Below are 24,860 nucleotides of genomic sequence, written 5' to 3'. Positions count from 1 at the left end.
AGGCGACCGTTTGACCAGTCACCTCATTACACGGGCGACCGATTTGCCTGGTCACCCATCTACGCCTGTGGTCTAGTCAGTGCCCGCGACGGACGACCGGGGGTGTCTATGGTTCCCGGTCTCACTGCCTCGACCTGGCACTCACGGTTCGCGAGTGCCAACTGCATTTTTAGCACTCGAGCGTGCCGAGTGCAAGGTTGAGCCTCAGCCCGCGATGCAGAACTGTCCGTTACTCAAATTGACCGCAAACGAGAGCACTCCGACGCAGTCGACGCCATTGGCATCGGCCGTAGCGCCCGCTCCGTAACCAGCGATGGCGAAGGTGACATTTCCGTCAGCCGCCCCGGCCCGCGCGATACCGCCGCCGAGCGCAAATGCCTGCGCCTGACCGTTACCGCGAGAAGCCCCCAGCGCGGTTCCGAAGCCGTTTGCATATGAATTGGAGTAGCCGTTGTCGGCGGCGACGCTCACAGCGGTACCGCTCTCGGCAGCACCGGCCTGCGAACGGCCGGCTCCGACGGACTGCGCGCCGCAGCTCGCGGTCTCGGAGACCTGGATGTCATTGGCCGACGGCGGCGAGACACACGTGACGGGGGCTGCCGAAGCAGCTCCCGCACCGGTCAGCGCCAGCCCGGCGGCGAGCCCCATACCTACAGTCATCACAGCCCCTGTTCTCGCCAGGCGGCCCCCCAACCGACTACTGGAAATTCCGCTGACTCGAGAGGATGAGCGACGGAACCAGACTGACGAGATCAAGGGCATAGAAAACTCCTTCGTGGAACAAGTTCATTGGATTCGGGCGCGAGAGTACCCGCTCGAGTGAAGTCCGTCACCCCCGCCTGGTCAAGCCTCGAGGACGACCCCGAGAAGGGCCGGAAGATCCGCGACCGAATCGATGACATGATCAGGCTTCTGAACCGACAGATCGAGCACTGTTTGCCGAAACTTGCCTGTGCGCACCAGAACTCCGGTCAAGCCGACTCGTTGTGAGGAGAGGACGTCCCCGATCAGATCGTCGCCGACCATCACCGTCGCCTCAGGTTCGACATGCATCAGCTCCGTGGCTGTCAGGAACCCCGTGAGAGACGGTTTACCCACTGCGGCGATATTTACACCTGCCACTTCCTCGAAGCCCGGCAAGTACGTTCCGGTGTCGATCCGAAGGCCGTCTACGGTCTCCCACATCATCCCGCGGTGCATCGCGACGACGGGCACACCGGCGAGCAGAAGTTCGAGCACTCGGCTCAGCGCCTCGTGAGTGAACTCCGGGCCGGCACCGCCGAGAATCACGACCTCCGGATCGGCGTCGTCGAATTCGATTCCCTCGAGATCGGCAGACACGTCACCGTGATTGAGGACCCACGCCCGCGCGTCCGGATACGTCGCCCGCACGTACTCCCCCGTGAGCCTGGCGGCAGTAACTATCTGGCTCGCCTCGACCTCGATACCGGCGTCGCACAACCCCTGCGCGATGAGCGACGAACTGCGCGAGGTTGTGTTGGTCAGAAACCCACAGGCCAATCCCCGCCGCCGGACTTCGCGTACGGCTTCCCCTGCTCCCTCGATCGGCTGCCAGGACGTGAGCAGGACTCCGTCGATATCGAACAGAACACCTTCGATGTCGGCCATTGCACCAGCCTATATTCGCCATCGAGGTCCTGCCGAGGCGTCGAAACCCGAAATCCGTCCATCGCTCAGTAGGCTCCCACCCATGGACCTGCGCGACGACGACCTATTCTCCGTTGCCGGTTCTCTGGCCGAATTGCTCGGCGCTCCCGTCACGATCGAGGACGAGAACTCGACTGTCCTCGCGTACTCCGGCGGCGAGCAGGCCGTAGACGAAGCCCGCATCGGCACGATCCTCGGCCGGCAGGTACCCAGCCGATTCCGCCAATTACTCTCCGATGCAGGAGTATTCGATCGTCTCCACCGAGAGAGCGACCCCATCTACGTCGACCTCGAAGACCCCGCGATCACGCCGCGACTGGTTATCGCAGTTCGCGAGAACGATCACCCCGTCGGCTCGATCTGGGTCGCACTGGCCGGAACACCGACGCCCACACAGGAATCGATACTTCGTTCCGCGGTATCTGTCGTGGCCGAGAGAATCGCCTCGGAGCGTGACCGGGTCGACAGCACACGTCGTCGCCAATCCCAGCGCGTCCAAGCACTGATCGGCGGTGGCGAACCCGCATTCCGCGCCGCCGACGACTTGCGGTTGGCAGGTCCGCTCACGGTGGTCGCGGTCGGAACCGTCACGGGACCACTGCCGGCGGGGTTGGTCGCCTCCTTGAGCTTGTACCTGGACACTCTGGCCGTCGACGCCGTGATCGCACAGTTGATCGACTCGACGTACCTTGTTGTCGGCGCTGACGAAGCGAACGCCCGCCGACTGTTGGAGGACTTCCTCAGCCGCGCCCGCACACGAGCACAACTTGCCGTTGCGGTGGGCCGCACCGTGAAATCAGCCAGCGAATGCCATTTGTCACGCGCCGACGCCGACCATGTTCTGGGCGCGCTGCGACACAACCGGTCCGGCGGGATTGTCGCGGGTATGAACGACACCTTGGCGTCGGTACTGGCCTTACATGTTGCCGACATATTCGACGGACTGAGCACCGCCACACCTATGCACGCCCTGGAAGGGTACGACCGTCGACATGGAAGCGAACTCGTCGCAACGGCCCACACCTTCCTCGACAAGGGCGGTGATGTCGCGAGTTCCTCCGCAGCATTGCATGTTCACCCCAACACTCTCCGCAATCGATTACGCCGCTGCAAGGAGATGTGCGGGGTTGACCTGAGCGACGCGGACACTCGACTGATCCTGATGCTTCAGTTCAAACTACGAAGTTCCTGAGCCGGCGAAGAAGGTATCGGAGCATCTCCCGTGCCGCTCCACTTTGGGAGGTATTCGACAAAATATCACCCAAAAGTATTAACGACCAGTCCGCCAAAAGTCATAATTACCGGCCACGATTCCCAAAACCCAGCAATTCGGCAATCATCAATCTTGCAATCTGGTTAGCGTTCCGCAAGATCTTCCTCTCACGGCCCAAATAGGCCATTTTGGTTGCCTGACCAGCATAAATGAAACACGTTTCAGTTTGGTTCTACAAATTCCTAGTCAAAGTGGACTTGCTCGAGCTAACCTCATTCTCGTCACGCCACATAAGACCCCGAACGCCACACGGATCTCTTAGCAGAACGATCGCAAGGGTCCGTGCACTAGTCGAACCTGCTCTTTGTGGAATGCAACAAGCATGCGCCGATGTACAAAAAGTCTTCCAGATCTATCGAAAGGATGGAACTTCATATGATCGCAATGTTCCTTCAAGCAACGGCTGCGTTGTTCACCGGATTACTGGACAATGTATGGAGCGGATCCCTAGTGCCCGGCATCGAGGGCGCCACCGGCTCGCTAGCCGGATTAATCGAGACCGGCTCATCGCAACCCTGATCCATTTCAGAACATCACCCAACGACAGGAGTAAACGATGGATCTAGGATCGATGGTGCCTTACCTCAAGGAACCGATAATTTTGCAGATCATTTCATTGCTCGTATACAGAGGCTCCATGGCGTCAGTCGACTTCGACTGGCAACCCCCACTCGGCTGACTTCAACAGAATTTCCTACCGTGATAAAAATCTACCGCAAGGAGCGTTAGCATAGTGGATACAGCAAGTATCATCGACGCAGTCACGAGCATTGATTCGCAATCATTGCTTCCCCCGTTCGTTTATGTGCAGGCAATAGTCGACGGCATCTTCAAGTCTATCTCCGCAGCCATCAACCTAATGGCTAGCGGTTCTGCAGGTATTGGTGGAAGCATTCAGACCGCCCTCGGCTCGACCGTTGCCCCGTAGTCGGGAGAGGAGACAATAATGTTCGATCTTTCAATGAGCTATCTGTCGGATCTGGTGGGATTTGGCTCAATCGACCTAGTAGGTACGTTCGCGAAGTATCTCAACACCCTGTCCGCGTACACGCCGACGCCGCTCTAAGGAAAGGTGATTTACAATGCTGCAAAGATATATCACCAGTTTGATCGCCTGGGCTACTGGGACCATAGAGTTGACCGGCCTGGGAAGTACCATTCTGCAGAAGTAAATTCTCTGGTGCAACTTCTCTACTCTGAACTTCGATGATCCCCGAGGCTCCAATTCGCCTCGGGGGTCATTTCGCGTTCCAAGCACGAGAGTTTTCCAGGCACGAGAGTTCCGGGCCACGAGAGTTCCGGGGCACGGACACTTTGATCCGGCACCCGCCACGTGAGGAGTTCGACATGAGACTGCCCAACCTGCTGGATGCGGCTGTCACACAGGTGAATCCGCGAGACGCGGACTTCGTCTACAACGAGTCCGCCGGCCACCTGAAGCATCTGGTCGGCGTGTACTTCTTCGAAACATCTCAGCACCCAGCCGCAGAATTCACGCAGGCGCAAGCCGTCGATTGGGTCACCGCCAGGCTCGGACACAATCGCATGTTCACCCACCGAATCCAGCACACGCCACTGGGACTCGGCCATCCGTACTGGGTTCCAGACCCCAACCTGGATGTGGGCGACCACGTGCGGGTCAACGCGATTTCCGAGCCGGGTTGGGCACCATTTCAAGAAATGCTCAGCGCCCTGCTGACCTCGAGAATGGATCTCAGCCGCCCACCCTGGGAACTGCACTTTTTCACGGGGATCGAGGGGCTTGACGCTCTACCCGGCAGGCTGACGGCGGTTGTGCTCAAGTCTCATCACAGCGCGGCCGACGGAATCGCGATCCGAATGCTGGGTGAAGCCATATTTTCGGATGCGCAACGGCCGAGGAAATCAGCACCTGCAATACGGTTCCTACGGGGACGTCTCTTCACGCGATCAGTGCTGAGTTTCCCCGGCCAACTTATCCAGTTCGCCAAGAGCATTCCGGGCAATCGGGCTGCTGCCCGTGCGGTAGTCGAGGCGAAGAGTGCTGGAGAATGGGACGAGTGCATCTACGAAAGTACTAGCACCCGCTTCAACTGCAAGGTAAGCGGGTCGGCATTGGTGGAGCCGATCATCCTCGCAGGCAACGAGGTTCGGCATGTGAAGAACGCAGTCCCCGGAGCGACTGTCAACGACGTCCTTCTGGCTGTGGTCGGTTGCGCGATGGCGCGATACCTTACCGAGAAGAGCGAAGCGCCTCGAGGTTCTCTGTTCGCGATGGTTCCGCGGTCCATGCGCAAGCAAGAGGAGTGGGAGTCCGCAAACCAATTGGTGAATCTGTCCGTGAACATGCACACCACGATCACGGATCCGCTGAAGAGACTCGCTCTCATCGCAGAGTCTGCACGCTCGGAGAAGGCCCGTACGTCCCACACAGCGGTCCGGCGGATGAGCACAGTGTTGGAGACCCTACCCGCTCCGATAGCGCGGTTGATGGCATATTCACGTCACCATGACGACTACAAGCCGGATGGGCCGCGGTATCAGCACACGATGGTGAGTAACATTCCGCTCTCGGTCAACGGACTGACCCTGAACGGGGCAACTGGCACTGCCGTACTCGCTAATCAAGCACCGGTCGACGGTGACGGGCTGCGGCACTTCATGGTAGCTGCGAGTGGCGGCAACCTAACGCTCAACGTGATTGCAGACGCCGCAACGATGCCAGATCTAGGCCACTACCTGGAGTTGCTTCGCGCGAGTTTCGAGGAACTGAAGGAAGCCGCAAAGACGCGTGAGCTCGAGAGCAACTCGACCGTCATCGCATCCTGATCCCTTATTCACCAAGACATTACGAGCCCGGCCTACCACTGCGGTAGGTCGGGATTCTTGTCGAGCGGGTAATTCTGCACGTAACTCGCATCCACATGGTCTGGAAGCGCCTCCCGGCACACACTTCTGGCACTCACGCACAAGACTACGCAAAACAGCGCTGCCTGAGTGGGGTGTCAGGCAGCGCTGTTATCACCGGGGTCCGGATTGACTATGGATGCAGAACGCCCGCACCCGAATTCAGTGCCGGGTAACTACCGGTCGCACCCACCGCATTGGCGGGAATGCATGAGGTCGGCGCACTGACTGTCCCGAAGATAGGCACTGACGCCTTCGATGTGAAACGGAAGTAATTCGCCGAGAAGTTATACATCTGGGCCGCGGTGCCCTGAGTGTCGAACTTCACGTCCAACGCACTGTTCCGAGTTTGGAAACTGATCTTCGGAAGCTGGTATGTCACGCCTACGCCGACATCCGCACCGTCCACGATCAGTTGCGATCCGGTATCGGTGAGAGTGACCGTGCCTGTGTAGCCCGAACCGGAACCGGCCACCAGTGCGGCCGATCCTGCGACGAACGTCGCTGGGTCATAGCGGTAGACAAGCCTGACGTCATCAATGCCGAGGAATGTGACACCCGAGACGCCAGAACTGCTGGGCGTCGTCGCTGAACCGGGCTGAAGGGTGTATGAATTTACCCCGGGCGTGGCATTCACAGTGACGTGGTTAGCCGTGACCGAGGTTGGAACTACCTGATCCACGGTCTGCCCAACACTTACAGCGCGGCACGCCTGGTTATAGCTCGTCACCGTCGTACCTGCAGTTGCCGACGCCGGTGCAACTGCTGCGAATACCATGCCCGCCGAAGCAGTTGCTACTGCTAGAGCGGCCACCGTACGTTTTGCCGTTGAAACATGCATATCTTCTACTCCTCATTCCCTTTCGGGATCGGTTTATAGCGTTGATAGCACTTCCCGCCAAAACGCAGTTCGAGTAAAGTTGAACTACTGCATTGACAGCCTCCGCATCACCGGAATTTTCGCGGCGAAGGGGAAGTCTTTGAGGCCGTGCGCAGCACGATAGGATTTGTTCACTACCGATGCACGACCGAAATCTTGACAACGGAGATTAGCGATACGACATCACCCGGGAATCATGTCTCGATTCCGAAAAAGATGACGTCCGACCGTGAGAAACCACCTCCAATCAGCTGGTTTGGTAGCACCCATTCCACTGGATGCTCACACCGAGCGGTAAGTTGGAACAGCTGATCGACGATTGAAGGCCATTCACGATTTGCCGCTTATGTGATGACCGTCACCATACCTCAATTACTAGAACTTGTAACAGTTTTTGAAAGAAATCTCTCGACAACTTGAAATGGCGCCCCCACTTACATCCAGGATTTGCACGCGACTAATACCAAGGAACTAACATTCAGCGAAACATTAATACTAAAGTATTAACAACGCAGCTCATTCGAGAGATGGTTAATACTTTAGTATTAATTCAAAAGTTCCAGCGCATTCACGAACCGACTCACTGTGATTCGCTTCCCAAGCGAGGGCTGTGCACTCGCACAACGCATTCCCCGAAGCTGTGGCCGAACGGCCAGTCCTTTTGCCGCCCCCGCGATTCATGCTTGAGAGAAGAGCCGGATGTGACCGGCGTCTCGGTTCGAGCAGAGTCTGTAGAAGGAGTGCGTCATGGGAACTCGTCAGAGCCCCGATCGTGTGGTCGTGGTCGGTGCGGGCGTTGTCGGATTGTCGACGGCCTGGTTCTTGCAGGAACGTGGAGTCGAGGTCACCGTCGTCGATCGCGACGGGGTCGCAGCCGACGCGAGCTGGGGCAACGCCGGTTGGCTTGCCCCCGCATTGACGCTTCCGCTGCCCGAACCCGCAGTGCTCCAATACGGCTTGCGCGCGATGCTCAGCCCGTCGTCCCCGGTGTACGTGCCACTGACCACCGATCTGAAGCTGATTCGGTTCCTGGTCGGGTTCGCGCGCCACTGCACGCCGTCGAAGTGGCAGGAAGCGATGTCGGTCTACACCGAGGTCAACCGAACAGCCTTGGGCGCGTATGACGAACTCGCCGACGGTGGCGTCAAAGAGCTGACCCGCCTGGCCGATCCTTTCCTCGCCGCGTTTGCATCCGAGAAGGACCGACAGACTTTGGTGGACGAGTTCCATCACGTCGAGGCCGCGGGCGGCGAGGTCGACTTCGACCTCCTCGACTACGACGCGATTCATTCGCTCGAGCCTTCACTCGGCCAGGGTGTGAAAGCCGGTTTGCGTCTGCGTAATCAGCGTTTCATCGATCCCCCGTTGTTCGTGAACTCGTTGGCGGACGCGGTTCGTGAACGCGGTGGAGAAATCGTCAGCGGTTTCGAGGTCACGCAGATCGACGATCGGGTCGGCGGAGTCAGTGTTCGCAGTGCACAGGGTGATTCACGCGACGGTGACTCCGTAGTCATCTCGAGTGGTGCCCGCTTGAACAAGCTCGCCGCACCGTTCGGTGTGCGCAAACTGGTGCAGGCCGGACGCGGATACAGCTTCAGTGTCAAGCCTGAGCACCTCCCCAAGAACCCTGTGTATTTCCCCACCCAGCGCGTTGCGTGCACGCCGTTGCACGATCGCTTCCGCGTGGCCGGAATGATGGAATTCCGCAGCCCTGACGCGCCGCTGGATCCGCGCCGGGTGCAGGCGATCATCGATGCAGCCAAGCCGATGCTCAGCGGCATCGACTGGACTGCACGGGAAGAGGAGTGGGTGGGCTCACGGCCGTGCACTACCGACGGTTTGCCGTTGATCGGCGCCACGCGCTCGCCGCGCGTGCACGTCGCCGGTGGTCACGGAATGTGGGGAATCGCTCTGGGTCCGTTGACGGGAAAGATGGTGGCCGACTCGATGACCGGTGCTCAGACGCCGACCGTCATGCGCCGCTTCGATCCGCTGCGCTGACAGCCGGTTTCACCCACTTGTAGTACGCGCCCGTCAGCAGAACCAGCCATCCGGCGCCGACGAGCAGCGCAACTCGGGTATCGGCGATGACGCCGAGCAACACGATGACAAAAGCCAGGAACACGATCGCGAAGATCTGACCGTACGGCCACAGCGGCACTGGAAACTTCAGTGCCGCTGTTTCGTCTGCACTCATCTGAGCGCGGGAACGGAACTGCGAGAGCAGGATCATGATCCAGACGAAAATGGTGGCGAAGGTCGCCAGCGAGGCGATGACGAGGAACACCTGGTCCGGGATCAGGTAGTTGAGCACTACTCCCACCAACAGGGCAACGGTCATGATGACAACGGTCATCCACGGAACACCGTTGGCGGAGACTCTCTTCATCACCTGCGGGGCCTGGCCGGCATGCGACATTCCGAACATCATGCGACCCGCACCGAAAACGTCGCTGTTGATGGCTGACAGGGCTGCGGTGATGACGACGATGTTGAGGATCGATGCGGCCGTTCCCAATCCGAGGTTCTCGAAGATCTGGACGAACGGGCTGTTGTCGGAGTTGATGGTCTGCCACGGAATGATCGCCATGATGACGGCGAGGGTGCAGATGTAGAAGAGAATGATGCGCACCGGGACCGTGTTGACGGCTTTCCTGATGGTCTGCGCCGGATCCTCGGCTTCGCCCGCGGTGATACCGATGATCTCGGTGCCACCGAACGCGAACATGACGATCGCGAAACACGCGACGAATCCGCCGAAGCCCGTCGCGAAGAACCCGCCGTCCGACCAGAGGTGGCTGATTCCGGCATCGGTGTCGTGAACGCCGAATCCGAACACGATGATCGCGATGCCGCCGGCGATCATCGCGATGATGGCGGTGATCTTCACGAGCGTGAACCAGAATTCCAGTTCGCCGAACACCTTGACGCTCAACAGGTTTATCGCGCCGATGAAGAAGACGACAGCCAGAACCCAGATCCATCTCGGTACGTCCGGGAACCAGAACTGCATGTACAGGCCGAAGGCGGTGACGTCGGCGAGGCACACGATCACCATCTCGAACGTGTACGTCCACCCGGTCATGAAACCGGCGAGTGGTCCGAGGTGCTTGTTCGCGTACTCGCTGAACGAACCGGAAACCGGGTTACGGACCGCCATCTCGCCGAGCGCTCGCAACACCAGGTAGACCGCGATACCGCCGATCAGGTAGGCCAGGAGCACCGACGGGCCGGCTCGTTTGATGGCCTCGGCGCTGCCGTAGAACAGTCCGGTTCCGATGGCTGATCCGAGGGCGATGAAGCGGATATGGCGCGCTGTCAGCCCTCGCTTGAGGCCATCCTGCGTCGCGGCGTCGCTGTTCACTTCTCGGTACTCCAGTCGGATGGATCGTCATACGTGCGCGAACCATTGTCCGCTACCACCGCGCGTGTTCCCGCACGACCCTGTTGGACGGCCGTACAGTGACCTGACACACATGGTCCATTGACGGATCGCTTACGATCGACAAAAGTGTTTGTAACTTTACGTAGCATCAACTCGACTGGAGAGACTGTGTCCAACACCCTCGAAGCAAGCATCGACATCGACGCATCACCGCAGGACGTGTGGGCAATCGTCGCCGACCTGCAGCGCATGGGCGAATGGAGCCCCCAGTGCAAGGTGATGAAGGTAATCGGCGGGACCGTGCGTGAGGGCGCCAAGACGATCAACGTCAACCGCAAGGGCCTGCTGGTCTGGCCGACGTCGTCGAAGGTCGTTCGCTTCGAGCCCAACAAGTCGGTGGCGTTCCGCATCGCGGAGAACCGCACGATCTGGTCCTACGAACTCGAGCCGACCGCTACCGGCACCAAAGTGACCGAGCGTCGCGAGGCTCCCACCGGAACGTCGAAGGTCTCGCAGTTCCTCGTCAAGACCGTCCTGGGCGGAAACGCCGACTTCGAGGTCGAGCTCGTTGAAGGCATGAATGCCACCTTGAAGCGTGTGAAGAGCGAGGCCGAGGCGGCTGCACGCACCTCTGCTTGACCCTCGACCTGGTCGAGGCATCAGGATCCGTTCCATGGATCCCGTGATGACACAGATAGCGCAGGCACAAGAATTGGCGAGCTCCGGCGATCGAGCCGGGGCTCGCTCTGCGTTCGAGAAGGTGTGGGAAGAGATCAGCGCCGCCCCCGATGCGCTCCACATCGTCTCCCTCGCGCACTACATGGCCGACGTTCAAGACGATCCGGCTCAAGAGCTCTGCTGGGACCTGCGCGCCCTCGACGCTGCAGATTCGTTGACCGACGCGCGAGCCCAGGAACACCACGCATCGCTGCAGGTCGCCGGTTTCTATCCATCGCTGCACCTCAACCTGGCTGCCGACTACCGCAAACTCGGACGCGACGCCGAGGCCGTCGAGCATCTGACGAAGGCCGAGGCGTCGGTCGGCACACTCGCCGACGACGGTTACGGCCGGATGATCAGGGGCGCTATCGAGCGACTGCGGGCAGAATTGATCCGTGACCACTAGTTCCGCCCTCTTGACGATCGGCGAGATGTCCAGGGCGTCGGCGCTCCCGATCAGCGCGCTGCGGTTCTACGACAAGGAAGGCGTGCTCGTCCCGCATTCCGTCGATCCGCACACCGGTTACCGCTGGTACACCGACGACCAACTCCGCGACGCACGCGTGATCGCCGGTATGCGGCGCGTCGGTGTTCCGATCCGCGACATGATGGCCGTCCTGACCGGACCGGAACCCCATTCGTGCCTCGACGCCCATCTGCGCAACCTCGAGGACGGTCTCGCCGACGCCCGGGCCGAACTGGGACGAATCCACCGCCTGATCGACGCGCTACCTATCTCCGGCGGCGTGGACATCGACTCGTGGGATCTACGACGCGCACTCGACGCCGTGCTGTTCGCCGTGAACGAGGAATCGGAGTTCCCGATACTTCGCGGCGTCCACCTCGACATTCACGACGGCGTCGCTGCGTTTGTCACCACTGATCAGTTCCGGCTCGCGGTCGCCGAGGTGACAGTTCACTCCGCTCTGACGGTGTCCGCTGTCGTTCCCGTCACCTTCGCGCGATTGTTGCGCGACGTCGCCGGCGTCGTGACGCTGACTTTCTCCGCGCGCACGGTGACTGCGTCGTATCCGGGAGGTGAGGTGTCCAGCCCCCTGATCGAGGACGGAGAGTTCCCCGATCACCGAATCCTGCGCGAGCACCACAACGCCGTCGAACTGAGCGGCGACCACCTTGCCGCCCTGCTCAACGGCACCGAGGACAGTGCCGTCGTCAGCGTCGGCGAAGACGGTGGTGCCCGGGTGGATCCGGGCGGAACGGATCCCCGTGAGAAGTTCCGAGTACTGGTCGACCGGCAGCGACTGCGCGACGCCGCCGCAGCCCAACCGGGGCGACAACTGGTGATCCGAGTAAGCGGTGCGACGCTCCCGCTGGCGATACGCACCGGCGACTGTGTCGGGTACTACTCGTACTTGATGCCACTACAGCCTGTAGGAGAGAAGGCGTTCACGTAATCTATGGATGCTCTACCACCCCGTACTGTCAGTGCGACCAGCAGAAGACCTACCGAGTAGTTAGAGGAGCCTGTGGCACGCCGACCCACACCCCCCGGAACCCCGCAACCCACCGGGATCGGACATATCGTCGATCTGGTTCGCCATGCGATTCCGCCACTTCATCCCGCCGGCCTGCCGTTCGTGCTGGCCCCGCTGGGAGTTGCAGCTCTGGGCCGCAACCGTAAGTGGGTGCGCCGAGCCGGTCTGACCACCGCCGCCGCATGCGCCACGTTCTTCCGTCACCCGCACCGGGTGCCGCCCAACCGCATCGGCGTCGTCGTCGCACCCGCCGACGGCGAGGTGGCGTTGGTCGACAACGCCGTTCCGCCCGCCGAGCTCAATCTCGGAAGCGAGCCGCGCCCGCGCGTCAGCATCTTCCTGTCGGTTCTCGACGTGCATGTCCAGCGCAGCCCTGTCGGTGGAACGGTCAAAGAGGTCGTTCACCAGGCAGGCAAGTTCCTCTCCGCAGATCTCGCCGACGCCAGCGAGGTCAACGAGCGCAACAGCATGCTGATCGAAACCGCCGATGGTCACGACGTTGCGGTTGTCCAGATCGCGGGACTGCTCGCGCGCCGCATCGTCTGCTACGCCGGTGTCGGTGACGTCCTGCCGATCGGCGACACGTACGGACTGATCCGTTTCGGCTCACGCGTCGACACGTACTTCCCCGCCGGAACCACACTCCTGGTCGAGCCGGGACAACGCACGATCGGTGCTGAAACAGTTATCGCGCAACTGCCGTGAAGACGCCGAAGATGAAGTCAGCCGTGAAGAAGCCGGGAGCAGCCCAACCCGGCGCGAAGATGCCCAAACGCACCCAGGCGGTGCGGTTGCTGCCGTCCGTCATCACCATCCTGGCGCTGTGCGCCGGGCTGTCCGCCGTCAAATTCGCTCTCGACGGACAACCCGGTACCTCGCTCGCGATGATCGGCGCCGCTGCCGTCCTCGATTCACTCGACGGCCGCATCGCGCGACTGCTCGACGCCACCAGCAAGATCGGCGCCGAACTCGACTCACTGGCCGACTCCATCTCCTTCGGCGTCGCCCCGGCCCTGGTCCTATACGTGACCTTGCTGGACGGCACCAGCATCGGCTGGATCATCGCGTTGATCTACGCGGTCAGCATCGTGTTGCGACTCGCCCGTTTCAACACTCTGCTCGACGACGACGACGTCCCCGCGTACGCACGTGAGTACTTCGTCGGCGTGCCGGCTCCGGCCGGCGCACTCATCGCCCTCACTCCCCTGGCCGCGACGGCTCAGTGGGGTGACGGCTGGTGGTCTTCGCACTTCGTCGTCATCGTGTGGACGCTCTTCTCGGCTGCACTGATCGTCAGCCGCATCCCGACGCTGGCGATGAAGTCGGTATCCGTGCCGCCGCACATGGCGGCCGGCCTGCTCGTCCTGGTGACGTTGGCTGCGGCCGCACTCATCACCTACCCGTACATCCTGCTGATCGTTCTCATCGCGATCTACCTGGTGCACATCCCGTTTGCCGTGCACTCGAAGCGGTGGGTGGCAGCACGTCCCGAAACCTGGGACATCAAGCCTTCCGAACGCCGCGCGATCCGACGCCAACCCAACGTCGGTGGTCGCCGCTCGGCCGCTCGTCTCGGATTGCGGCGACCCCGCTAGTCCACGACGTACTCTCGAGAGGTGACTTCGCCGGAACTCGCCCTCACCGTTCGACTCAACACCTCTGCCGCCGACCTACGCCGCGGGGTAGTGCGCTTGCACCCCGAAGCGTTGGCGGCGTTGGGCATCCGCGAATGGGATGCCATCGCACTCATGGGAGCCCGCGGCACCGCGACCGTCGCGGGCCGTGCGCCCACCGGAACCCCGGCAGGCACGATCCTTCTCGACGACGTCACCATGTCGAACGTCGGCCTGACCGAGAACTCATCCGTCGTGGTCGGTCCGGTGACGGTGTACGGAGCGCGATCCGTCTCCGTCACCGGCTCGTCCATGGCGACAAATTCGATCAGCTCGACGGTTCTGCGACAAGCCCTTCTGGGCAAGGTCGTCAGCGTCGGCGACACGGTCTCGCTCCTCCCCCGCGATCTCGGTCCGGGTACGAGCACTTCCGAAGCCACCCAAGCGCTTTCCCGTACCTTCGGCGTCGCGTGGACATCCGAACTGCTCACCGTCACGGCCGTCGAACCTGCCGGTGGTCCGGTCAGCGTCCAGCCGAATTCGGCAGTCAACTGGGGTTCCGGCTCGGCGGGCACACTGACACCGAGTGCGCTTGTTTCCAGTCCGGCCGCCGTCGCGATCGAGCCTGCACCGTCGGTTCCGCTGGATCACCTCGTCGGCGCGCAAGCGCAGGCAGCCAAGCTGACCGAGTGGCTCGGCCTGGCACTCGACGAACCAGAACTGCTCCGTACGCTCGGCGCCTCCCCGCACCTCGGCGTCCTCATCACGGGCCCCGCCGGCGTGGGCAAAGCCACGTTGGCCCGCTCGGTCCTGTCCTCGCGCAAACTTGTCGAACTCGACGGCCCGGGAGTCGGTGCCACCGAGGCGAATACCCGCCTGCAGCGAATCGTCGACGCCGTTGCTGCCGTGCGCGGCGGTGGCGTACTGCTGATCAGTGACATCGACGCTCTGCTTCCGGCCACCGCGGAACCGGTATCCGCACTGATCCTCGAACAACTGCGCAGCGCCGTCGCAACCCCGGGCGTGGCATTCGTCGCGACCTCCGCCCATCCGGAGACCGTCGACGCGCGCCTTCGCGGACAGGATCTCTGCGATCGAGAACTCGCACTTACCCTGCCCGACGGCGCAACCCGCAAGGCGTTGCTCGAACTCCTGCTCCGCCGCGTGCCCACCGGAACCCTCGAACTCGACGCCATCGCCTCGCGCGCACCGGGATTCGTGGTCGCCGACCTCGCGGCGCTCTGCCGTGAAGCTGCCTTGCGAGCGGCGACGCGGGCGTCCAAATCCGGTGATTCTCCGGAGATCACGCAGGAAGATCTTGTCGGTGCCCTCGAAGTGATTCGGCCACTGTCTCGTTCGAGTACCGAAGAACTGTCGATCGGCAGCGTCACCCTCGACGACGTCGGCGACATGGTCGAAACCAAACAGGCCCTCACCGAAGCGGTGCTGTGGCCGCTACAGCACCCCGACTCCTTCGCACGCCTCGGTGTCGACCCACCCCGCGGCGTGCTCCTCTACGGCCCTCCCGGCTGCGGTAAGACGTATCTCGTTCGTGCCCTTGCCAGCTCAGGTCACCTCAGCGTCCACGCCGTCAAAGGTGCGGAGCTGATGGACAAGTGGGTCGGCGCCTCCGAAAAGGCCGTACGCGAGTTGTTCCAGCGCGCACGCGATTCGGCGCCCTCGTTGATCTTCCTCGACGAAATCGACGCCCTTGCCCCGCGTCGTGGTCAAAGTTCCGACTCCGGGGTGTCGGATCGCGTCGTAGCCGCGTTGCTGACCGAACTCGACGGCGTCGAACCGCTACGCGACGTCGTGGTGTTGGGCGCCACCAACCGACCGGATCTGATCGACCCGGCTCTTCTGCGCCCCGGCAGACTCGAACGTCTCGTATTCGTACCGCCGCCGGATGCGGAGGCCCGCAAAGCGATTCTGCGTGCTTCCGGCAAGTCGGTACCGCTCGCCGAAGATGTCGATTTGGACATTCTGGCCGTCGATCTCGAGGGATACTCGGCAGCAGACTGCTCGGCTCTCCTGCGTGAGGCTGCACTCGCCGCCATGCGTCGGAGCATGGACGCGGCCGACGTGACGGCCGCGGACGTGGCAACCGCCCGTGAGAAGGTACGTCCCTCACTCGATCCCGAGCAGGTGGCACACCTACAGGCGTACGCGGACAACCGATAAGGACTGACCATGGCTGCTGATCTGGTTCTGTACGGCGACATCGTGACCATGCACGAGGAAGCACCACGCGCCCAGGCGCTCGCCGTGACGGGCGGCCGGATCACAGCCGTCGGCGCGCGCACGGACGTCGAGGAACTGGTGGGGCCGGATACCCGCGTCGTCGACGTCGGAGGTGCCACTGTTCTGCCGGGGTTCATCGAGCCACACGGTCACCCTTTGGAAGAAGCCATCGTGCTCGGGCCTGACGTCGTCGACATCCGGCCTGTCACGATCGCCGAGGCGGACGCCGTAGTTGCTGCCGTCGTCGACACTGTTCGTTCGCGAGGTGCTGCCGGCGCTTCTCTGAACGGTTGGGACCCATTGCTGCAGAAGGGCCTACCCGACCCGACCATCGACTGGCTGGACTCCGTAGCGCCGGAGTACCCCCTCGTGATCATGCACAACTCGGGACACGTCGCGTATTTCAACACGGCGGCAGCAGTGCAGGCCGGCATCACCCGCGATACCCCCGATCCGATCGGCGGATCGTACGGCCACGACGCGACGGGCGCACTCGACGGAGCCGCGTACGAAATGCCTGCGGTGTTTGCAGTCGCGGGCCACGCAGTCACCATCGGTGACGACTTCCCCGCACTGGTGGCGGCCGAATGCGCCCGGCTGAACGCCGCGGGAATCACCACCATCGCCGAATTGTCGTTCGACCCCAAGATGCGGCCAGCCCTGGCCGCGATAGCTGACGCCGGACTGCTCACCACCCGTCTGCGGCTCTACGAGATGTCCAACGACGCGCGCACTACCGAGGCGTCACCGGGCGACGGAAACGACCTGGTGCGCCAGATCGGCATCAAGGTCTGGTCCGACGGTTCGCCGTGGGTCGGCAACATCGCCACCAGTTTCCCGTATCTCGATACCGAAGCCACCCGTGCGCTCGGGATCGCCTGCACGCACGGGCATGCCAACTACACCGGCGAACAGATCCACGACATCAGTTCCGCTTACTTCGCCAAGGGGTGGCAGATGGCGTGCCACGCCCACGGCGACGACGCGATCACCATGGTTCTCGACGCGTGGGAACGACTTCTGAAGGAGCACCCCCGGCCCGATCACCGGTTGCGTCTCGAACACGTCGGCGCGATGCGTCCGGATCAGTTCGTCCGCGCGGCGGAACTGGGCGTCACGGTCAGCATCTTCATCGACCACCTGCACTACTGGGGTGACGTTCTGGTGGATGACCTGTTCGGCCCCGAATACGGATCCGTCTGGGCCGCAGCAGGTTCTGCGCTGGCAGCCGGGCAACGGTTCACCTTCCACAACGACGGACCCGTCACCCCCGCCAATCCGCTACGAAACATGCAGGACGCCGTCACCAGGCTTTCGCCCAGCGGCCGCGTCGTGGCACCCCAGGAACGGATCCCCGTGGACGCCGCCGTGCGCGCCCATACGGCCAACGCCGCGTGGCAGCTGTTCAGCGAAGATCACATCGGGTCCATCTTTCCCGGTGCCTACGCGGATCTTGTTGTGCTGTCGGCAAATCCCCTCGACGTCGAGCCGGCCGAGCTGGCCGACATCACGGTGCTCGCCACCGTCCTGGAGGGCCGGACGGTGTACGGGGACCTGAGCGCGATCGGCTGATCGGTCGCCGAACGCCGTGGACAAAGGCCGATAACCTTCTCTGCTCGAGTTCCAAGGATTGTTGCGAAACCGGAGACGGCGCAGGTGGTCTCAGGGTTCAGTGCGGATGTCGTCAACGACCTGAGCGATCGCATGTTTCGCCCAGGCCGTGATCTGCTCGTTCGTGTCGCGGTAGTACGGCAAGGCAACCAATGCAATCGACAGAGCCCATGCGCGGCCACGCGTCCAAGTGCCCTCGTCCACGTCAACATGAAGCCGGAATGTATGCCGAGCGCTCGGCGTCAGCAGAGTCCATGCAATGAGGCAGTCGAGATTGCCTGCCGCAAATCGAATGAAGATCCGAAAAGTCCCAAAAATCGGAATTGTCGAAAATTATTGCATAGGAACAGTTTTCGAGATACAAGTCTTGTGTTCGAAACTTTGTTCGATTAGACTTTGAGCATGGACAGTCGGGATGCGTGGCAGTTGGATGGTGAGGGCCTCAAGGGTGAGGTTCTGGATCTGGTGCGTGTCCGGCACGAGTTGCAGTCGCGGATGGTGTTGTTGATCGTGGAGATGTTTTCCCGTGAGGTTCTTGGCGGGAAGGGTTTTCGGGTGATCGCGCAGTGGTTGCATGGTTCGACGAATCTGGAGATCGGTGAGTGCAGCCTGCTGGTCGGGTTGGCGCGGTTGTTGATGCTCGAACCTGTTGTCGCGGATGCATTCCATCGTGGTGACGTGGATGCGTTGAAAGCCCGTCAGGTGGCGTCGTTTTGTCAGCATCCGCCGAAGAACATGACCCTGGCGGATGTGGACAAGGCCCGCGGGATTCTGTTGGGGTTGGCGTCGAAGAACATCACGGATTGTGATGCGGTGCGGGCAGCGATCCGGCGGATCGAGAAGCAGTACGGCAAACGCGAAGACGGCGTCCCGGTCGGCGAGGATTCGGAGCGTAACGAGTTCTACGCCTCGAAAGGCTTGTACGGGCGGGTGACCGTGAAGGGTGATTTGGATGCGGTGAACGGGGCGCGTCTGATCACGTTGCTGTCGAGCCTGTCTGCGCCGACGCCGGAGAAGGACGGCGTCAAGGACACCCGCACGCCGGCGCTACGACGGGCGGACGGGTTCTGCGAACTACTGCGGCGGTACGAGCGGGCGGGGTTGGGTCCGATCGAAGGCGGAGTGAAACCGCACATCACGGTGACAGCGTCGGCGAAAGACATGACCGACCTCAAAGCGTTGAAAGACCTCCTGCCGTCGACTCAGGAACTGGGTTTCGCGTGGGCGGATTGGGTAGGTCCGATCAGTATCGATACCGCACGGATGTTGGCCTGCGACTGCACCGTGACGCGGATTTTGTTGGATGAGAACGGGGTTCCGCTCGACTGCGGCAAAGAAGCAAGGACCGCGACGGTACCCCAGCGGCGGGCGTTGGCGGTTCGGGATGGCGGGTGTGCGTTTCCCGGGTGCGGGACGCCGTCGGGGTGGTGCGATGCCCATCATATTGTTCACTGGAACGATGGTGGCCCAACGGATCTCGATAATCTGGTCTTGTTGTGTGGTCATCATCATCGGACGCTGCATCACACGGAGTGGCGGGTGGAGATCGGCCCGGATCGGAAAACGGTGTTCTATCCACCGATGTCGATCGATCCGTATCAGCGGCCGATCGGCGGGAACAGTCCGCCCACCGCGGCGTGAATCGCGACAACTGAAGACGTGAGCACCGGGGCACGATCATGCCCCGGTGCTCATGCTGCGTTCCGCCATCTTCGCGGAGACGTACGGCCTACCAGCGGTTCCGAACCTCCTCGGCAAATCCGAGGAGATCTCGAACCACCACGGAGGTACCGTCGTCGAGGATTACTGTGCCGGAGAACTTTCCGAACACCTGATGCTGAATCGAACGCAGCACCCCGACGTCGAAAGTCGCGGCACGGTCGATGATCGGCTCGAAAGTCATCTCGAAGCGACCATCGTTGCTCGAGAAGTTCCACGGAGCGCCGTCGTACGTTCCCTGCGGGATGCCGAAGTCGATCCTGTCCAGTTTGTGTGCCCGCCCTCCGACAAACACGATGTTCTCGCTGGCCGCCGTAGTATCGCCGAAGCCGTACCCGATGTTGAATCCGAACCGCTCGCCGTTCACCAGTCCGGATGCAGAACCCCAGTACCAGGTGTTGTCGTAAGTCCAGACTCCCCTGCCCCAATCGAGAACGCCGAACGAGTCCTCCGAGCGAAATGTGAAGTCGTCGCTCCCGATTCGCACGGTCCCGGCAGCGGGCAGGCAGTTGATCTTCTGGTTGTAGTAAAACGAACGGGACGCCTTCGGAAACGGTGTGGCGATCACCATCCGGTCATCGGCAGGACTCGCCAGGAACAAATCGGCATGAAGACCTCGCCCACCGTCGAAAGCCGGGTAGTCGACAATCAGGTGGCGCCCACCGTCCACATGGCGAAACCCGAAGCGAGCTTTACCTTTCGACACCACCACATCACCGTCGTCCGCGCTTTCGGGCAGACCGAGCCTTCCCATCGGGAACGGCAGCATCACGTTTTCGGTGATCTCGTGTGGTGTTCGGAAATCGAGCCAGGAGACTCCGAGCAAGCCCATGTACCCGTTGTCGGCGACGGTCAGCGCGATGCCGTAATCCGCAGTGAGAACGCAGTAGTAGTCCCACTCCTTGATCCGGAACTTGGGAGCGGTGATCGCAGAGCGTCGATACTTGCGAATCTCCGATGGGGCCCAACCCGTCTCGACCAAATGTCCGCCATCGTCGAGAAGCGGGCCGGGCGACATCAGTGTCTGCATTCTTACTTCCAGCGTCCCAAGATCTCGTTCGCACGGTTGGCCAATGCCATCTGGAAGAACGGACCGAAGCTCACACGTGCCACTCCGAGCGGCCCGAAACTTGCCGGATCGTCCTGGTCCGGGATTCCGATCGCATTGATCGGAAGTGGAAGTTCGGACGTCAGGCGGCGCTGGGTCGCGTCGTCATGCCGCCCGACGGGGTAGAGAACGTCGGCGCCGGCGTCGGCCGCCAGCTTGAGGCGTGCGATGGCGCGATCGACGCGATCGGCCTCGTCACCGACCTGCTTCACGAACAGGTCGGTGCGCGCGTTGACGACAACGTGAACTCCGGCTGCGTCGGCGGCCTGACGAAGCCCACCCACGAAGTCGGCGTGCTCCTGCGCCTCGCGCAAGCGTCCGCCTTCACTGTGAACGGTGTCCTCGATGTTGAGTCCGACAGCGCCGGCATCGATCAACCCGTCGATGAGAACTGCCGGCTCGAGCCCGTAACCACCCTCGATGTCCACCGAGATCGGGGCGTCGACCGCACCGGTGATCTGCTTGATCCGGTGCAGAAGTTCGTCGAAGGTGATGCCCTCGTTGTCCGGCTTGCCGATGGAATCGGAAACCGGATGACTGCCTACCGTCAGGGCTGCAAAACCGGCAGCCACCGCAAGATTCGCCGACCACGCGTCCCATACCGTCGGGAGAATGACCGGATTACCTGGCTGGTGCAACGCCAATAGAGCAGTTGCCTTGTCGTTGATCGAAGTCATGCGGTGGCTCCTCGAGATCGTGGGGTGTACCTCTCACCTACCGACTCTAGTGAGCGACCGGGCAGCCTGTGCTCTTGTAATCGACCTGGAACTCCTTGATGCCGTTGATCCAACCCGAGCGCAGACGGCGCGGATCACCGATCTTGGTGATGTCCGGGACGTTGTCGGCGATCGCGTTGAACATCAAGTCGATCTCCATACGAGCGAGGTTGGCACCGATGCAGAAGTGCGCGCCCGTTCCGCCGAAGCCCAAGTGCGGATTGGGGTTACGAGTGATGTCGAACGTCATCGGGTTCTCGAAGACGTCCTCGTCGAAGTTCGCGGAGCTGTACAGCATCACCACGCGCTGCCCCTTCTTGATCGACACTCCTGCCAATTCCGTGTCCTCGAGCGCGGTGCGCTGGAAGGCGGTGACGGGTGTCGCCCAACGGACGATCTCGTCGGCCGTCGTCTTGGGACGTTCCTTCTTGTACAGCTCCCACTGCTCGGGGTTGTCCAGGAACGCGATCATTCCGTGCGTGATGGCGTTGCGAGTGGTCTCGTTCCCTGCGACCGCCAGGATGAGCACGAAGAACCCGAACTCCTCCGGGCTCAAGGAGTCGCCGTCGATGTCGGCCTGGACCAGAGTGGTGACGATGTCGTCTGCCGGGCAGGTACGACGTGCGTCTGCCATTTGGTACGCGTATCCGAGGACCTCGGTGGACGCGACTGCCGGATCACCCTGGTATTCCGGGTCGTCGTAGCCCATCATCTCGTTGGACCACTTGAACAGCTTGTCTCGATCGTCCTGCGGTACACCGATCAGATCCGCGATCGCCTGGAGCGGCAGCTCGCTGGCAACCTGCTTCACGAAGTCGCCCGGGCCTTCGCTCACAGCGGTGTCGACGATGCTCCGTGCACGACGATCCAATTCGTCGCGCATGCCGTTGATCGCGCGAGGCGTGAACAGCTTCGAAATCAGCTTGCGGAGCTTGGTGTGCTCCGGTGCATCCTTGTTGAGCAGAAGATGCCGGAGCATCTCGACGGCCTCACGTGGCATGTCGTCGGCGAAACGCGCGATCGCGGTGTTCTCCCAGCTCGAGAACACATCGCTGCGCTGGCTGACCTCTTTGACGTCAGCGTGACGCGAGACCACCCAGTAGCCCTCGTCCTGGAATCCACCGACCGTCGGCGGCTGCTCACACCACCACACGGGTGCGTTGCGACGCAGTTCGGCGAATTCCTCGAAAGGGATCCGCTCCCCGAGGACAGCAGGATCGGTGACGTCGAATCCGGCCGGCAGGTCAGGCGTGCGTGTTGTGTCCGAGATGGTCATGGCGTCCTCTGATCGGTCGAATGTGCGCTACACCACAGAGTAGCTTTCACTAACGGACTGTCAAGTGAAAGACGGAGAGTCTCGTGCAATTGACCCGTGAGAGCCCCCGCGGCACTAGGATCCTGGTAATGACAGATACCTCCGGCAGACTGACGCTGCGAGAGAAGCAGAAGCAGCGAACCCGCGCAGACCTCGTGGATGCCGCCGGCGCGCTCTTCACCGAACGCGGATACGCGGCTGTCACCGTCGAGGACATCGCCGGCCGGGTCGGTTGCAGCCGAGCCACCTTCTACCTGCACTTTCCCGGAAAGATCGACATCCTCAAGGCGCTCGGCTCGAACACCGTCGTATCCAGCACCCTCGCCATATTCCAGGATCTCGACCACGTACTCGATTCCGGTTCGCGCGAAGAATTCGCCGGCTGGATCAACCGCGCTCTCGACTGGTGCCGCGATCACCACCACATGATGCGGGCGTGGGACGAGGCCATGGTCCTCGAACCCGAGTTCCGCACACTGGCCCGCGAAGGCATCTCCGCACTGCCCAACGCGATGCCGTCGTACCTCGCCCGTTGGCCGCAGAATCGACACGACGAGGCGAAACTCCGGGTCGAACTCCTGCTGACACAGGTCGAGCGCTTCTTCATTCGCTGGGCGGAACAGGGCGCGATCACCGCGGGTGCGGACGTCGCAGCAGACGTTCTCACCGACATCTGGTTTCCGGCACTCACGCCGCCCACGACCGATGTTGCGGCGCCGCGATAGGTTGGCCCGATGCCACTCGATCTTCGAGCGATCCTCACCACCGTCGCTGCGCTCCTGTCCGGGATACTCGCGGCGCTGGCCCTGACCAATCCGGTTCTCCGTGACTGGGCCATCGTGGCCTCTCCGTCGGAAGTAGATCGCTGGATCAGCAGTGGACCCACCGCTGTCGGGCTCGGCGCCGTGGTTGCCGTGCTTGCCTGCGCACTCTCACAGCGTCGCGGCTCCCGTCGGGCAGCCTGGATCGCGATCACCGTCGGGGTCGCCGTCATCGCGATCATTCGGGCAGTCGTGCCCGAGGTTGCCTCACTGGACCTGCTGATCGCCGTGATCATCGTCAAAAGTGTTGCAGCCGGGGCGATTCTGGGTTGTGTGGTTGCCGTCAGTTGGGATCGCACCGCCACGAAGAACGCCACCCTCCTCGGCGTGCTTGCCGCCTTCCTCGCGGTTCGCACGTTCGCCGGCGGGACGGGCCGGATGAGTACGTCTTCGGTAGGTGAGCCGTCGTGGTGGCTGATCGGCGCCACGGCCGCAGCAGCAATCGCCTGTGCAGTGACCGCGCAATCCGGCTTCCGGATCCGCAAGCCCGACGCGGGCGAAATCCGCATCGCGCTCGTGGTGATCGCCGCGCTGGCGATCGGGCATCGAGTGCTCGGCGCCGTGATCGATCGCCAGCAGTACGCGTCCGAGGCAACTGCCTGGATCGTCATGGTCTTGGCAGCGGGCGCTGCGCTCGCGTTGACATGGATCGCCGCCTACCGTCTCGGCGACACCTCCGGTGCTGGTGGCAAGTTCCTCTGGGCCGCAACCGCGCTGGCCGCTGCGTCGGCTCCGCTGTTCGTCGACATCGCGAAGGGTTCCGGCCACTGGGGAGACCTGAAGTCCCCCTGGGTACTGGTGCTTTTCGCAGCCCTGCCGGTCGCCGTCGGATTGCGACTGCACAAGCAGGTGCCAAACCTCGTTCCCATCGCCGTTCTCGTTGCGGTACCGCTGTCAGAACTACTGCCCTTCGACTCCGCGCACGGTGTCTGGTCAATCGCACTGAAGATCGCCGCACTGGGCCTCGCCGCCGGATTGCTGTTCGGTGCCCTTGCTCCCGGCAGCCTGGTCGACGCCACACTCGGACTCGCCATTCCCTTTGCCGCGATGACCTTCTCGTCGATCGCGATTCTCACCGATCAGCTCACCGCGCCGCCAGAGTTGACAGCGGCAGACATTCAGCGATTGATGGAACTTCCCGTCCCGGCGCACGTCAGCGCCGACGGAGGACTATTCGGACGCGGCATAGGAATCACCATCGACTACGTCACCCCTCAGACCGTCGGCACTGCAATCCTCTTCGCCTTGATCATCGGCTTCTGCGGTGCAGCGATCCTTCGACGATCCCACCCGCCCGTCGACACCACGGATTCTCGGATCGAACCGGAGCCAGTCGACTGACACACCGTCACCGGACTGAGACCTGCTATTGCGGTGCAACTGGTACCGGATTGACTATTTTGGAGCA

Annotated in this window: 21 protein-coding genes; 13 read left to right on the top strand and 8 right to left on the bottom strand. The window is 62.0% G+C overall.

The features are described from left to right. Positions 1-204 precede the first annotated feature (204 nt). A complete protein-coding gene (locus EHW12_RS07525; RefSeq protein ID WP_019744475.1) occupies positions 205-762 on the bottom strand; it encodes a DUF6764 family protein in 558 nt (185 codons plus the stop codon). 81 nt (positions 763-843) lie between these two features. Further along, a complete protein-coding gene (locus EHW12_RS07520) occupies positions 844-1,629 on the bottom strand; it encodes an HAD-IIA family hydrolase (RefSeq protein ID WP_020906711.1) in 786 nt (261 codons plus the stop codon). An 82-nt stretch (positions 1,630-1,711) separates the two neighbouring features. Between EHW12_RS07520 and EHW12_RS07515 the strand changes: the two genes are divergently transcribed. Both EHW12_RS07515 and EHW12_RS07505 read left to right on the top strand, forming a co-directional pair. Further along, on the top strand, positions 1,712-2,860 hold the full coding sequence (locus EHW12_RS07515; protein WP_007733721.1) for a PucR family transcriptional regulator: 1,149 nt from the start codon (positions 1,712-1,714) through the stop codon (positions 2,858-2,860). A 1,428-nt stretch (positions 2,861-4,288) separates the two neighbouring features. After that, complete coding sequence (locus EHW12_RS07505) at positions 4,289-5,749, top strand: wax ester/triacylglycerol synthase domain-containing protein (protein ID WP_058228005.1); 1,461 nt, start codon at positions 4,289-4,291, stop codon at positions 5,747-5,749. A gap of 211 nt (positions 5,750-5,960) precedes the next feature. Here EHW12_RS07505 and EHW12_RS07500 read toward each other — a convergent pair whose 3' ends face one another. Continuing rightward, positions 5,961-6,668: a hypothetical protein gene (locus EHW12_RS07500; protein WP_125050456.1), complete on the bottom strand. Its 708-nt coding sequence runs from the start codon at positions 6,666-6,668 to the stop codon at positions 5,961-5,963. A 786-nt stretch (positions 6,669-7,454) separates the two neighbouring features. Between EHW12_RS07500 and EHW12_RS07495 the strand changes: the two genes are divergently transcribed. Further along, positions 7,455-8,708 (top strand): FAD-dependent oxidoreductase, encoded by a 1,254-nt coding sequence (locus EHW12_RS07495; protein WP_042450433.1) that lies wholly within the window; start codon positions 7,455-7,457, stop codon positions 8,706-8,708. Here the strand turns inward: EHW12_RS07495 and EHW12_RS07490 are convergent. Further along, positions 8,680-10,071: an amino acid permease gene (locus tag EHW12_RS07490; RefSeq protein WP_042450435.1), complete on the bottom strand. Its 1,392-nt coding sequence runs from the start codon at positions 10,069-10,071 to the stop codon at positions 8,680-8,682. The genes EHW12_RS07495 and EHW12_RS07490 overlap by 29 nt on opposite strands. Before the next feature lie 189 nt (positions 10,072-10,260). Between EHW12_RS07490 and EHW12_RS07485 the strand changes: the two genes are divergently transcribed. The 7 genes from EHW12_RS07485 to EHW12_RS07455 all read left to right on the top strand — a co-directional run bounded on the left by EHW12_RS07485 (position 10,261) and on the right by EHW12_RS07455 (position 17,734). Continuing rightward, positions 10,261-10,731: an SRPBCC family protein gene (locus EHW12_RS07485; protein WP_003941500.1), complete on the top strand. Its 471-nt coding sequence runs from the start codon at positions 10,261-10,263 to the stop codon at positions 10,729-10,731. A 34-nt stretch (positions 10,732-10,765) separates the two neighbouring features. Continuing rightward, positions 10,766-11,218: a hypothetical protein gene (locus EHW12_RS07480; RefSeq protein ID WP_007733713.1), complete on the top strand. Its 453-nt coding sequence runs from the start codon at positions 10,766-10,768 to the stop codon at positions 11,216-11,218. Then, a complete protein-coding gene (locus EHW12_RS07475; protein ID WP_042450437.1) occupies positions 11,208-12,227 on the top strand; it encodes a MerR family transcriptional regulator in 1,020 nt (339 codons plus the stop codon). Before EHW12_RS07480 ends, EHW12_RS07475 begins: the two co-directional genes overlap by 11 nt. A gap of 72 nt (positions 12,228-12,299) precedes the next feature. Beyond that, positions 12,300-13,013: a phosphatidylserine decarboxylase gene (locus EHW12_RS07470; RefSeq protein ID WP_003941540.1), complete on the top strand. Its 714-nt coding sequence runs from the start codon at positions 12,300-12,302 to the stop codon at positions 13,011-13,013. Positions 13,014-13,072: 59 nt separating this feature from the next. Further along, positions 13,073-13,903 (top strand): phosphatidylcholine/phosphatidylserine synthase, encoded by an 831-nt coding sequence (locus EHW12_RS07465; protein WP_029254795.1) that lies wholly within the window; start codon positions 13,073-13,075, stop codon positions 13,901-13,903. A gap of 21 nt (positions 13,904-13,924) precedes the next feature. Continuing rightward, a complete protein-coding gene (locus EHW12_RS07460; protein ID WP_003941536.1) occupies positions 13,925-16,102 on the top strand; it encodes an AAA family ATPase in 2,178 nt (725 codons plus the stop codon). Positions 16,103-16,111: 9 nt separating this feature from the next. Continuing rightward, positions 16,112-17,734, top strand: coding sequence for an amidohydrolase (locus tag EHW12_RS07455; RefSeq protein ID WP_125050455.1), 1,623 nt, complete (start codon positions 16,112-16,114; stop codon positions 17,732-17,734). A gap of 90 nt (positions 17,735-17,824) precedes the next feature. On the opposite strand, the gene EHW12_RS07450 is transcribed toward EHW12_RS07455, so the two are convergent. Continuing rightward, on the bottom strand, positions 17,825-17,977 hold the full coding sequence (locus EHW12_RS07450; RefSeq protein ID WP_047268844.1) for a hypothetical protein: 153 nt from the start codon (positions 17,975-17,977) through the stop codon (positions 17,825-17,827). A gap of 198 nt (positions 17,978-18,175) precedes the next feature. Here EHW12_RS07450 and EHW12_RS07445 point away from each other — a divergent pair, with 198 nt between their 5' ends. Beyond that, positions 18,176-19,414 carry an HNH endonuclease signature motif containing protein gene (locus EHW12_RS07445; RefSeq protein ID WP_125050454.1) on the top strand — a complete coding sequence of 413 codons (1,239 nt, stop codon included), beginning with the start codon at positions 18,176-18,178 and terminating at the stop codon, positions 19,412-19,414. A gap of 88 nt (positions 19,415-19,502) precedes the next feature. On the opposite strand, the gene EHW12_RS07440 is transcribed toward EHW12_RS07445, so the two are convergent. The 3 genes from EHW12_RS07440 to EHW12_RS07430 are packed head-to-tail and all read right to left on the bottom strand — an operon-like array spanning position 19,503 to position 22,592. Then, positions 19,503-20,522 carry a DUF2804 domain-containing protein gene (locus EHW12_RS07440; protein WP_064113520.1) on the bottom strand — a complete coding sequence of 340 codons (1,020 nt, stop codon included), beginning with the start codon at positions 20,520-20,522 and terminating at the stop codon, positions 19,503-19,505. A gap of 2 nt (positions 20,523-20,524) precedes the next feature. Further along, the gene (locus EHW12_RS07435) at positions 20,525-21,277 is read right to left on the bottom strand and encodes an isocitrate lyase/phosphoenolpyruvate mutase family protein (RefSeq protein ID WP_003945055.1); all 753 of its coding nucleotides are present in this window, start codon (positions 21,275-21,277) and stop codon (positions 20,525-20,527) included. 46 nt (positions 21,278-21,323) lie between these two features. After that, positions 21,324-22,592, bottom strand: a complete 1,269-nt coding sequence (locus EHW12_RS07430) for a cytochrome P450 (protein WP_003945041.1) — start codon at positions 22,590-22,592, stop codon at positions 21,324-21,326. A gap of 128 nt (positions 22,593-22,720) precedes the next feature. On the opposite strand from EHW12_RS07430, the gene EHW12_RS07425 reads away from it, so the two are divergent. Both EHW12_RS07425 and EHW12_RS07420 read left to right on the top strand, forming a co-directional pair. After that, positions 22,721-23,356, top strand: a complete 636-nt coding sequence (locus EHW12_RS07425; RefSeq protein WP_003945046.1) for a TetR/AcrR family transcriptional regulator — start codon at positions 22,721-22,723, stop codon at positions 23,354-23,356. 9 nt (positions 23,357-23,365) lie between these two features. Next, positions 23,366-24,793 (top strand): hypothetical protein, encoded by a 1,428-nt coding sequence (locus EHW12_RS07420; RefSeq protein ID WP_064113522.1) that lies wholly within the window; start codon positions 23,366-23,368, stop codon positions 24,791-24,793. The last annotated feature ends 67 nt before the right edge of the window (positions 24,794-24,860 follow it).

The organism is Rhodococcus sp. NJ-530 (assembly GCF_003860625.1).
Classification (GTDB): Bacteria; Actinomycetota; Actinomycetes; order Mycobacteriales; family Mycobacteriaceae; genus Rhodococcus_F; species Rhodococcus_F qingshengii.
The sequence above is the reverse complement of the archived record's forward strand: the minus strand, read 5'-3'. Positions and strand labels throughout refer to the sequence as shown.